General features: G+C 68.9%; 9 protein-coding genes. 6 read left to right on the top strand and 3 right to left on the bottom strand.

Annotated elements, in window-relative coordinates:
* Positions 1–67: 67 nt before the first annotated feature.
* From B5X82_RS05320 to B5X82_RS05310, 3 genes are read left to right on the top strand one after another with little or no spacing between them, the layout of a single operon-like run.
* Complete coding sequence (locus B5X82_RS05320; protein ID WP_079647071.1) at positions 68–982, top strand: alpha/beta fold hydrolase; 915 nt, start codon at positions 68–70, stop codon at positions 980–982.
* 14 nt (positions 983–996) lie between these two features.
* Complete coding sequence (locus tag B5X82_RS05315; RefSeq protein ID WP_079647070.1) at positions 997–3,228, top strand: TonB-dependent receptor; 2,232 nt, start codon at positions 997–999, stop codon at positions 3,226–3,228.
* Between the two features lie 56 nt (positions 3,229–3,284).
* On the top strand, positions 3,285–4,502 hold the full coding sequence (locus tag B5X82_RS05310; RefSeq protein ID WP_079647335.1) for a spinster family MFS transporter: 1,218 nt from the start codon (positions 3,285–3,287) through the stop codon (positions 4,500–4,502).
* A gap of 1 nt (position 4,503) precedes the next feature.
* Here B5X82_RS05310 and B5X82_RS05305 read toward each other — a convergent pair whose 3' ends face one another.
* Both B5X82_RS05305 and B5X82_RS05300 read right to left on the bottom strand, forming a co-directional pair.
* A complete protein-coding gene (locus tag B5X82_RS05305; RefSeq protein ID WP_079647069.1) occupies positions 4,504–5,421 on the bottom strand; it encodes a DUF481 domain-containing protein in 918 nt (305 codons plus the stop codon).
* A gap of 105 nt (positions 5,422–5,526) precedes the next feature.
* Positions 5,527–7,257: a DUF885 domain-containing protein gene (locus B5X82_RS05300; RefSeq protein ID WP_235862600.1), complete on the bottom strand. Its 1,731-nt coding sequence runs from the start codon at positions 7,255–7,257 to the stop codon at positions 5,527–5,529.
* 168 nt (positions 7,258–7,425) lie between these two features.
* Between B5X82_RS05300 and B5X82_RS05295 the strand changes: the two genes are divergently transcribed.
* Genes B5X82_RS05295 through B5X82_RS05285 form a run of 3 tightly spaced genes read left to right on the top strand, consistent with a single transcriptional unit; the run spans position 7,426 to position 10,975 of the window.
* The gene (locus B5X82_RS05295; RefSeq protein ID WP_079647067.1) at positions 7,426–9,012 is read left to right on the top strand and encodes a peptide ABC transporter substrate-binding protein; all 1,587 of its coding nucleotides are present in this window, start codon (positions 7,426–7,428) and stop codon (positions 9,010–9,012) included.
* On the top strand, positions 9,009–10,496 hold the full coding sequence (locus tag B5X82_RS05290; RefSeq protein WP_079647066.1) for an ABC transporter substrate-binding protein: 1,488 nt from the start codon (positions 9,009–9,011) through the stop codon (positions 10,494–10,496). Before B5X82_RS05295 ends, B5X82_RS05290 begins: the two co-directional genes overlap by 4 nt.
* 35 nt (positions 10,497–10,531) lie before the next feature.
* Complete coding sequence (locus B5X82_RS05285; RefSeq protein ID WP_079647065.1) at positions 10,532–10,975, top strand: DUF4112 domain-containing protein; 444 nt, start codon at positions 10,532–10,534, stop codon at positions 10,973–10,975.
* A gap of 128 nt (positions 10,976–11,103) precedes the next feature.
* Here B5X82_RS05285 and B5X82_RS05280 read toward each other — a convergent pair whose 3' ends face one another.
* On the bottom strand, positions 11,104–11,847 hold the full coding sequence (locus B5X82_RS05280) for a DsbA family protein (protein ID WP_235862599.1): 744 nt from the start codon (positions 11,845–11,847) through the stop codon (positions 11,104–11,106).
* Positions 11,848–11,855 lie beyond the last annotated feature (8 nt).

Raw genomic sequence — 11,855 nt, 5'->3', positions numbered from 1 at the left:
CGGCCTCCCTATCCTTGAGACTGACAGAAGCCGCCGCAGCGCGGCACGATTGGGAGCGGAACGCCTGATGGTTCGCCATCGCCTGATATCGACCCTGCTGCTTGCCGCGACGATGCCCGCCTTCCCCGCGATGGCATCGGCCGAGGCCCCCGCCGCCGCGTCCCGATCCCCCGCGGCGGCGGACCATTTCGTGACGGTCGAAGGCATCCGCTTCCGGGTGCGCGAGGAAGGCCCGCGCCGCGCGCCGCCGATCGTCCTGATCCACGGCTTCACCTTCAGCCTGGAGAGCTGGGACGGCTGGGCCGCCGACCTCGCCCGCGACCATCGCGTTATCCGCTTCGACCTCGCCGGCCACGGGCTGAGCGGCCCCGATCCGCGTGGCCATTACGGCACGGCGGCGCGGGTGCGGCAGCTCGGCAAGCTGCTCGACCGGCTCGGCGTCACCCGTGCGACGATCGCCGGCAACAGCTTCGGCGGGCTCGTCGCCTGGAACTTCGCGGTCGCCCATCCGCGCCGGGTCGATCGCCTGATCCTGGTCGACAGCGCCGCCTATTCGATCAACGGCGTCACCGAGAAGCCGGTGCCCGTCCCCGACGTGATGCGCGGCTATCTGCTCGATCCCAAGCCGGCGGCGGTCGCCTTCTCGGCCGGGACGATCTTCGCCCATCCCGAGCGGCTGACGCCCGAGCGGCTGGCGCTGATGCGGACCATGATCGCCCGCAACGGCTCGGCGCTGGTCGCCCATCTCGAGCAGTTCACCCTGCCCGATCCGCAGGGTCCGCTCGGCCGGATCACGGCGCCGACGCTGATCCTCTGGGGCCGCGCCGACAAGGTGATCCCGGTCGCCCAGGCCGGCCAGCTCGCCGCCGCGATCAAGGGATCGAAGCTCATCATCTACGACGATGTCGGCCACGCCCCGCAGGAGGAGGCCACCGCCGCCAGCATCGCCGACGTCCGCACTTTTCTGAACGACAGCAAATGAACAGGGAGACCATCATGATCCAGAGGACCAAGGCCCTGCGGCTCCTCGCCGCCGCAACCGCCCTCACCACCGTCGCGCTGCCGCAGGCCGGCTTCGCCCAAGCCGCGGACACCCCCGCCGCCGACGTATCCGATGCCGGCGACATGGGCGAGATCGTCGTCACCGCCCGGCGCCGCGAGGAAAGCCTGATCGACGTGCCGATCTCGGTGTCGGCGATCAGCGGCGACGCGCTGTCGCGCACCGGCGCGATCGACATCACCACGCTGCAGGACAAGACCCCGAACATGACCCTGCAGGTCGCACGCGGATCGAACAGCACGCTGATCGCCTTCATCCGCGGCATCGGCCAGCAGGACCCGGTGTGGGGCTTCGAGCCCGGCGTCGGCCTCTATGTCGACGACGTCTACATCGCCCGCCCGCAGGGCGCGGTGCTCGACATCTTCGACATCGACCGGGTCGAGGTGCTGCGCGGCCCGCAGGGCACGCTCTACGGCCGCAACACGATCGGCGGCGCGATCAAGTATGTCACTCGCCGCCTCAGCCATGATTTCGAGGCGAAGATCCGCGCCTCCTATGGCAGCTACAACCAGCGCGAGGTCGTCGCGTCGGTCACGGTGCCGCTCACCGACACCTTCTCGATCGGCGGCGCGGTCGCCTATTACAAGCGCGACGGCTTCGGCAGGAACCTGTTCACCGGCGCCGAGCATTACAACAAGGACGTGCTCGCCGGCCGCGTCTCGGCCGAATGGACGCCGACCGACCAGCTCTCGGTCCGCCTCGCGGCCGACGAAACCCGCGACAATTCGAACCCGCGCCACGGCTATCGCCTGCTGCCCAATGGCGGGCTGCCCGATTTCAACCCGATCGGCGACGTCTACGACACCCGCGCCGGCGTCGGCGACGACAACAAGGTCGTGACCAAGGGCGTGTCGGGCACGATCGAATATGCGGCGTCGGACCTGCTGACCCTCAAGTCGATCACCGCCTATCGAAAGGGCCATACCGACACGGTGATCGATTTCGACGGCACGCCGGGCCCGGTGCTCGACATCCCGTCCTTCTACAAGGACCACCAGTTCACCCAGGAATTCCAGGCGCTGCTGCAGAGCGACCGGGTGCAGGGCGTGTTCGGCCTCTATTATCTCAACGGATCGGCCTCGGGCGCGTTCGACACGGTGATCGGCAACGCCAACCTGACGACGCTGACCTCGGGCGACGTCGACACCAAGTCCTATGCCGCCTTCGCCGACGTCTCGGTCAAGCTCAGCGACCAGTTCTCGGTCTCGGTCGGCGGCCGCTACACCAGCGACAAGCGCGAAGGCACCGTGTTCCGCGCGGACTATCTGGGCCTGCGCTCGCCGCTGTTCGGCCGGCCGACGGCGGTGCCGTTCCGCATCCGCACCGACTATACCAATAGCCGCACCGACAAGAAGTTCACGCCGCGCCTGTCGCTCAGCTACAAGCCGGTCGAGGACGTCAACCTCTATGCGTCCTGGTCGCGCGGTTACAAGTCGGGCGGCTTCGATCCGCGCGGCGACGCGATCTTCACGCCGGGCACCGTCAACGGCTACAAGCCCGAGACCGTCACCGCCTATGAGGCCGGCATGAAGGGCGCCTTCCTCGACCGCACCCTGTTCGTCAACGTCGCGGGCTTCTACTCCGACTATAAGGACCAGCAGGTCACGACCCAGTTCCTGTCGGGCGCCACGGTCGTCTCCTCGGTCGACAACGTCGGCAAGTCGCGCATCTACGGCTGGGAGCTGGAGCTGCGCGCCGTGCCCGACCGCGACTTCCAGGTGCAGGCGTCGGTCGGCTATACCAATGCCAAGTTCAAGGAGTTCCTGACCCTCGATCCGCTCACGCTCAAGGTCCGCGACTTCGCCGACGAGCGGGTGTTCCAGAACACGCCGAAATACACCGCCAACGTCTCGGCGACGCTGGGCCACGACTTCGACGGGCTGGGCCGGGTGACGATCACCCCGGCGCTCTCCTTCCGCAGCGGCTATTCGCTGTTCGAGGTGCCGAACCCGGTGCTGGACCAGAAGGCCTATGAGCTGGTCGACCTGTCGATCGTCTGGACCTCGCCCGACAAGCGCTTCTCGATCTCGGGCCATGGCCGCAACCTGTTCGACCGCAAATATCGCGTCGGCGGCTACAACTTCCCGGGCGCGCTGACCGGCAATTCGGTGATCGGCTTCTACGGTCCGCCGCGCACCTTCACCGTCACCGGCGAGGTACGTTTCTGAACGGGACCGCGGCGACATCGGGGGGCGGGGTGGCCAGGGCCGCCTCGCCCACCCTGATGATGGCGATGCTGTTGCTCGCCTATACGCTCAACTTCATCGACCGGCAGATCATCGGCATCCTCGCGGTGCCGATCAAGGCCGACCTATCGCTCAGCGACGCGCAGCTCGGCCTGATGGGCGGGCTCGCCTTCGCGCTGTTCTACACCGGGCTCGGTATCCCGATCGCGATGCTCGCCGACCGGCGGGACCGGTCGCGGATCATGACCGCGGCGCTCGCGATCTGGAGCCTGATGACCGCACTGTGCGGCTTCGCCCAGAATTTCTGGCAGCTCTTCGCCGCGCGGCTGGGCGTCGGCGTCGGCGAGGCGGGCGGCGTCGCCCCGGCCTATACGCTGATCGCCGACCTGTTCCCGCCCGAACGGCGCGCCCGCGCGCTGGCGCTCTATTCGTTCGGCATCCCGATCGGCAGTGCCACCGGCATCGTATTCGGCGGGGTGATCGCGACGCTGATCGACTGGCGATCGGCCTTCTTCATCGTCGGCGCCGCCGGGCTGCTGCTCGCCCCGCTGTTCCGCCGCATCGTCCGCGATCCGCGCGGCGACCGCCCGGCGGCGGGCGCGACCGCCGTCGGCCTCGGTACCGTCATCGCCACGCTGCTGACCAAGCCCAGCTTCTGGCTGCTCAGCGTCGGCGCCGCCTGTTCGTCGATGATGGGCTATGGCCTGTTCTTCTGGCTGCCGAGCTTCTTCGTCCGCAGCTTCGGGATCAGCCTGCTCGAAGCCTCGCTCGGCTATGGTGCGATCCTGCTGGTCGCGGGGCTGGCCGGCATCTGGATGGGCGGTGCGCTGTCGGACCGACTCGCCAATCGGTCGAAGGCCTATTATGCGCTCGTGCCCGCGCTCGCCTTCGTCGGCACCCTCCCCTTCTACGCGCTCGGCATCTCGGCCCAGTCGCTACTGCTCAGCCTCGCGCTGCTGCTGGTGCCGACCGCGCTCGGCCTCGTCTGGCTGGGCCCGGTCATCGCGGCGGTGCAGGCGGTGGTGCCGGCGTCGATGCGCTCGACCGCCTCGGCGATCTTCCTGTTCGTCAACAACCTGATCGGCATCGGGATCGGCACCCCGGCGATCGGCTGGATCTCCGATCATCTCAAGGCGCAATATGGCGAGGAAGCGCTGCGCTACGCGATCCTGTCGGGCACCGGCTTCTACGTCCTCGCCACGTTCTTCCTGCTGCTCGCCGCCTGGCGCCTGCCGCGCGACTGGCACCAGGGCTGAATCAGAAGCTGTAGACCAGCGACGCGCGCGACACGGTGTCGGTCCGCTTCTGGTCGGGCGGCGCGTCGCGCTCATATTGGACGGCATAGGACAGCCGGCCCTTCAGCGGCCCGAACAGCAGCGTCTCGATCGACGTGGTCGAGGCCGCCGTCGTATTCTCCTTCTCGACATAGACGGCCAGTTCCTGCGCCAGGGTGAGGCGCGGCCAGGGCGTCCATTTCATGTTGAGGCCACCGCGCCCCGCCAGCCGCTGCTCGTCGGGCGCACCGTCATAGAAGCTCGTATAGCGGACGGCGGGACCGGCATCGAATTCGAGCCGCAGCCTGGAATTGTTCACCGCCACCACGCCCAGGCCGGCGCCGGCGGTCAGACGATGCTGATAGCCGAGGAAGCGGTCATGCTCATATTGGGTGAGGCCGTAGGCGTAATAGCTCGGGCTGATCTTGTAGCGCGGCTGCCAGGCGGCGACGGCGCGCTCGGTCGTGGTCTGCCCGTCGGTCTCCTGATAGTCGACCCGCAGCGACAGGTCGTGCTGCCAGTCGAGGCCGGACCGCTTCAGCTTCGCCCCGCCATAGAGGCCCAGCGTCCGCGAATTGCCGGTCGACCAGCTTCCGCCGAGCTCGACCTGCCCGGTCCACAGCGAGAAGACGCCGGCCGAGGCGAGCCGCTCGCGCTCGGCGTCGGCCTTCGCCCGGGCCTTGGCGGCCAGGTCGCGTTCATGGTCGGCGGTCATCGCCTCGATCTCGGCGACGCTGTCGGGGTTGGCGCGTTTCGCGACGGCGATCACCGCGGCGATGGTCTGTGGCTCGTCCGTGGCGAGCGCCGTCTCGATCATCGCCCGTACCGGATCGGGAAGGGGCGCGGCCGCCGCCGGGCTGCCCGCCGACAGGATCACCGTCGCCCAGAGGATGCGCTTCAATCTTTCCTCCGCTCAGAAAACCGGGCTCCGCTACCACGATCCTTCTGAACGGCAGCCGACCTTCGCGGATTTCGGCGGATTTTTCGGCCGGGCCGTCCCACGCGCTCAGTTGGACAGCGGCCAGGGCCCCTTGCCGCCCTCGGCGATGAAGCGGTCGGTGCGGGTGGTGAGGACCGGCAGCGGCACCGATCCCAGCGACAGCACCATGTCGTGGAAGGCGCGGATGTCGAACCGGTCGCCCAGCGCCGCCTTGGCGCGGGCGCGCTCCTTCTCGATCTGGAGCTGGCCGAGATAGTAGGAGAGCGCCTGTCCCGGCCAGCCGATATAGCGGTCGACTTCGGTGGTGATCTCATGCTCGCTGAGCGCGCTGTTGTCGCGGAGGAAGGCGATCCCCTGCTCGCGGGTCCAGCCCTTCGAATGAATGCCGGTGTCGATCACCAGCCGCGCCGCGCGCCACATCTGGTAGCTCAGCATGCCGAAACGCTCATAGGGCGTGTCGTACATCCCCATCTCGACACCCAGCTTCTCGCAATAGAGCGCCCAGCCCTCGCCATAGGCCGAGACATAGGTGTAGCGCCGCCAATCGGGCCGGTCCTCATTCTCGGCGGCCATCGATGTCTGCCAGCTATGCCCCGGCGCCGATTCGTGGAGGGTCAGCGCGGTGAGCTGGAACAGCGGGCGCGACGGCAGGTCGTAGGTGTTGAGCAGGTAGCGGTCCTGCCCGCCGCGCCCGGCGGTGTAATAGGGGGCGATGTCGGCCGGCACCGGCACGATCCCGAAGCGCCCGCGCGGCATCCGCCCGAACCAGCGCGCGGCCACGCCGTCGAAGCGCTTGGCGGTCCAGGCGGCGCGGTCGAGCAGCGCCTGCGGAGTCTTCACATAGAATTGCGGATCGGTGCGCAGGAAATGGAGGAAGGACGGGAAGTCGCCCTGGAACTTCACCTCCTTCATGATCGCGTCCATCTGCGCGCGGATCTTCGCGACCTCGGCGAGGCCGATGCGATGGATCTCCTCGGGCGGCAGGTCGAGCGTGGTGTAGGCACGTATCTGCGCGCGATAATAGGCCTTGCCGTCGGGCCAGCCCTCGGCCGCCAGCCCCTCGCGCAGATGCGGCAGATAATCCTTGCGCATGAAGGCGAGCAGATCGGCATAGGCGGGAATGATCCGATCGCGGATCAGCGCCCCGGCCTCGCCGCGCAACGCCTCCTGCCGCGCTGCCGGGATCGTGGCGGGGAGGTTCGCGAACGGCTCGAACCACAGCGTGTCGCGCGGCGATTTCGCCTCGGCGACCAGCGCGATCGACTGCTCGCGGTCCTTCATGATCACCCTGGGCGGGGTGAATCCGCGCTTCAGGCCGGCGCGCATATTGGCGATGTTCTGGCTGAAATAGCGCGGGATGTCGGCCATCATCGACAGCATCGCCCGCGCATCCGCCTCGGTGCGGATCGGCTGGCGCGCATAATAGCCGAGATCGGCCCAGAAGCTGCTGTCCGAGTTCAGCGGCTTCTCGAAATCGCGGAAGCGCTGCGCGTCGAGCAGCGTCTCGATCTGCGCGCGATAGACCCCATAATCCTCCTGCTTGCCGGGCGACAGGTCGGTAGGGCGGATTGCGTCGAGCTGCTTCAGCGTGTCGGTCCAGGTGGCGAGCCGCGCCTGTTGGGTCGCGAGGCTCTCATCGGGCAGATGCTTCGGGATGCCACCCTTGTTCGATTCCTCGCTCTGGAAGCTCTGCTGCCGCCAGGTCCATTCCTTCGCGCTCAGCGCGTCGAAGCGGTCGTCGGCGGGATTGGCGAAGGCGGGGGCGACGACGAGCGCCGCCGCAGCAGCGATGATCATGAGCTTATGCATGGCGAGACTGTGGCAAATCCTTTCCGGGACGTCATGCTGAACTTGTTTCAGCATCCACCGGGAGGCTGGATTCGGCGATCGGGTTCCTGCTGCGAACGCCCGCCTCATTGTCGTGACCAGCCTGACTGGCTGGGTAGATGCTGAAACAAGTTCAGCATGACGGGTGATTTGGGGTTGAGCCTTGCCCGCCCATCGGGCCAAATCCCGTCGCCCATGCGCCGCCTGATCCTCCCCCTGCTCCTGCTGCTCGCCGCCTGCCATGACGGGCCGCGCACACCGCTGCCGCCGGATCGGCTGGTCCGGCTTGCCGATGACGAGGTGAAGACACTCGATCCGCAGAAATCCTCCGACCTCGCCACGATCAGGATCGGGCAGGACCAGTTCGAGGGGCTGACCCGCATCAACGGCATGGGCGAGGCCGAACCGGGCCTGGCGAGCGGCTGGACCGTCTCCGCCAACGGGCTCGCCTGGCGTTTCCCGCTGCGGCCCGGCCTGCGCTTCTCGGACGGGACGCCCATCGACGGCGGCACCTTCGTCCGGGTGTTCGCGCGGCTGCGCGCCCCTGCGACCGCCTCCCCCAACGCCGCCTTGTTCGCCGACATCGACCGGATCGAGGCGGCAGGACCGGCGGTGATCGTCCATCTCCGCGCGCCGATGCCGGCGCTACCCCAGTTGCTCGCGCTGCCGTCGCTCGCGGCGCTGCCAATGCACCGCATCGCGCGGGTGGGCGACGGCTGGACGGGCGAGCGGCCGCTGGTGACGTCGGGCCCCTATCGGCTGACCGAATGGCGGCTCAACGAGCGGCTTCGGCTCGATCCCAATCCCCATTGGCATGACGGGGCGGCGCCGATCGCCGGCGTCGAATGGCGCCCCGTCACCGACCGGCTGACCGCGCTGCGCAGCTTCGCCGCGGGCGAGGCCGATGTCGCCAACGACTTCCCGCCGACGCGTGCCGCCTGGATCGAAGCGCGGCGGCCGGGGGCAGCGCATGTCGCCCCGTTCAACGGCAGCTATTATTTCGTGTTCAACACCACCCGCCCGCCGTTCGACGACGTCCGCGTCCGTCGCGCGCTGTCGCTGGCGGTCAACCGCCGGTGGATCGCCGAGCGGCTGATCGGGCTCGGCACCCGGCCGGCCTGGGGCGTGGTCCCGCCGGCGGTGGCGGGCGCGCCCGGCGCCTATCGCCCGGCCTGGGCGGCGTGGAACCCCGAACGGCGGTTCGCGGAAGCGCGGCGCCTGCTCGCGGAGGCAGGTTATGGACCGCGTCATCCACTCCGCTTCGACATCCGCTTCAACAGCGACACCGATCATCGCCGCGTCGCGGTGGCGATGGCGGCGATGTGGCGGCCGCTGGGGGTCAGGGCGCATCTGCTCAACAGCGAATCCTCGCTCCACTTCGCCAGCCTGCGCCGCCGCGACTTCGCCTTTGCCCGGTCGGGCTGGATCGGCGACGTCGCCGCACCCGAGAATTATCTCGCCGTCCACCGTTCGGACGCCGGGATGCTCAACTATTCAGGCTATGCCAGCCCCGCCTTCGATCGCGCGCTCGACCGGGCGATGGCGATCGCCGATCCCGCCGCCCGCGCCCGGGCAATGCGCGCGGCCGAAGCGATCCTGGTCGCCGACGCGCCGCTGGTCCCGCTTTATCATTATGTCAGCCGCGCGCTGGTTGCCCCGCGGGTCGTGGGCTGGCACGACAATGCACCGAACACCCATCCGAGCTGGACGTTGAGCCTGAAATGAACCGGCCCCTCCTGATCGCGTTGTCGACCGCGCTGCTGCTCGCCGGCTGTGGCGGCAACGACCGCGGCGGACAAGTCTCGGTCAGCGTGATCGGGCGCGAGACGCGGCTGCGCGATCCGGCGTCCCGGCTACCGCGCCAGGCCGATGCGGCGCTGCTCGGCGCGGTCGCACAAGGGCTGGTACGGCTCGACGCGGCGGCCCAGGTCGAACCCGGACTGGCGATCCGCTGGGCGATCTCCGACGACGGGCTCTACTATACCTTCCGGCTCGACCATGAGCTGGCCGATGCCGATCGGATCGCCGTCCAGCTCCGCCGCCTGATCCGCCATTATCGCAACGCGGCGCCCGGCATCCGCATCGACGCGGTACGCGAGATCGTGGCCGTGACTCCCGAGGTCATCGAGATCCGCCTGTCGGCGCCGCGGCCCGAGCTGCTGGCGCTGCTCGCCCGACCCGCTTATGCGCTGCCGGCCGGCGGCGGCACCGGTCCGCTGCTGGTGGACGGATCGGTCGGGCGCCATACCGTCCTGCGCCCCAAACCGGTCGCCGACGCGATCGACGACGAACGGTTGAAGGCCTTCGCCAAGCGGCGCATCCACCTGCGCGGGGAGCGCGCCGCGCTGGCGGTCGCGCGTTTCGCCCAGGGCGACATCCAGCTCGTCACCGGCGGCGGCTATAACGACTTCATCTACACCCGTCTCGCCGGTGTCCCGCCGCGCAACCTGCAGGTCGATCCCGCCAACGGGCTCTTCGGCTTCCGGGTAGGGCGCGCCTCCTCCCCGGCGATGGCGCCCGAGATCCGCCAGGCGCTGTCGATGGCGCTCGATCGCGACGCGCTCGGCGCCGCGCTGGGGGCGACGGGGTGGCGGCCGGCCCAGGCGATCCTGCCGCCCGGCCTGACCGACGTCGCCGCGCCGAGCCGGCCTTTCTGGGCGCAGGCCTTCGCCAATGTCCGCGGGTCGGATCGGCAGGCGTTCGACAGCCGGGTCCAGACCGCCAGGCGGATCGTCGGCATCTGGCGCGCCCAGCATGGCGGCGACGGACCGGTACGGATCGCCGTCGCGATGCCCGAAGGCCCGGGCTCGGCGATCCTGTTCGCCGCGATCCGCCGGCAATGGTGGGCGATCGGCGTCGATGCGACCCGCGTCGGCCCGCGCGACGCCGCCGACCTGCGGCTGATCGACGAGGTTGCCCCCGCCGACCAGGCCGACTGGTATCTCGCCCACTTCCTCTGTGCCGAGGGCCGTCCCTGCAGCGAGGAGGCCGACAAGGCGTTCGATCTTGCCCGCGCGGCGACCGATCCTGCGCGCCGCGCGCACCTGATCGGCGAGGTCGAGCAGCGGCTGGCCGCGATCGCCCCGTTCATCCCGATCGCGCAACCGCTGCGCTGGTCACTGGCGGCGCCCGACCTGACCGGCTTCCAGCTCAATGCCCGAGCGGTCCATCCGCTGGCGCCGCTGCTGGGGAACCAAAATGGCCGCTGATGCGATCAGGCTGCATGGATCGTGGAGATGATCGGATGAAACGCCCAACCATGGCCGATTTCGACAGCCTGGCCGACAAGCTGCCCGGCGTCGGTACCGACCCCGCCTCGGTCCGCCGCCGGGTCGAGGCGATGGAGGGCCTGCTCGAACGCATGTTCGTTATCCCGGGGCTCAACCGGCCGGTGGGGCTCGACGTGATGCTCGACCTGATCCCGGTGGTCGGCCCCGCGATCGGCGCGGTGATGGGAAGCTGGCTGGTCTGGGAAGCCCGCAACCTCGGCCTGTCGAAATGGCAGATGACGCGGATGTTCGGCAATGTCGGGATCGACCTGCTGCTCGGCGCGATCCCGTGGGTTGGCGCGATCCCCGACTTCTTCTTCCGCTCGAACAGCCGCAACCTCAAGCTGCTCAAGCGGCACCTCGACCGCCACCATCCGGCGACCGCGACGATCGAAGGCGGGGTGGTGCGGCGGCGCTGAACGCCTACGACCATTCCTCGTCATCCCGGCGAAAGCCGGGATCTCCCTTTTCTTCGTCCTTTCCGTCTCGAAGGTGGATAGGCAGTGAGATTCCGGCTTTCGCCGCGATGACGGGCAGTGAGCCTAAGCTAAGCCCGCTTGCGCGCCTCGGCGATCGCCTGGCGGAGTGCGTCGTAGCCGACCGCACCCTTCAGCATCTGCCCGTTCACCAGGAAGGTCGGCGTCGCCAGCGAATCGTCGATCCTGCCGGCCAGTTCCAGGTTCTTGCGCAACTCGGCCATCACTTCGGGGCTGTCGACGTCGCGCTGCACCTTCGCCAGGTCGAGCTTCATCGAGCGGAGCACCTCCGACACCTTGGCGCCGTCGGGCCGCCCCGCCGCGAACATCCGTTCGTGGAAGGTCCGGAAGGCGCCCTGCCGCGCCGCCGCCAGGCTCGCCTTGGCGGCGATCTCGCTACCGGGGCCGAGGATCGGGATCTCGCGCCACACGACCTTCAGCTTCGGGTCGTCGGCGAGCAGCCGGTCAATGTCGGGCAGGCTCGACCGGCAATAGCCGCAGGCATAGTCGGTGAACATGACGAGGGTGACGTCGCCGTTGCGGTCGCCGGCCCAGGCCGATTCATAGGGCGTCTCGAGCGCGGCCTTGTTGGCGGCGTAGGCATCCCTGCCCTGCTTGTCGCGGAGCTTCTCGATCGCCTGCGGGATGATCTCGGGATGGGCGAGGATATAGTCGCGCACGACCATCTCGATACGAGCCTTGTCGGTCGGGGGCTCGGGCGCACGGCGGCTGTGGGCCAGCATGGCGGCGCCGACGCCGATCAGCACGGCGGAGCCCGCGCCGATCGTCGCGGCGATGCGCCGGTGCCGAGTCATGAAATCGC

The sequence above is a fragment of the Rhizorhabdus histidinilytica genome (assembly GCF_900167915.1).
GTDB lineage: Bacteria > Pseudomonadota > Alphaproteobacteria > Sphingomonadales > Sphingomonadaceae > Rhizorhabdus > Rhizorhabdus histidinilytica.
This window is presented reverse-complemented; position numbering and strand designations above follow the sequence as displayed.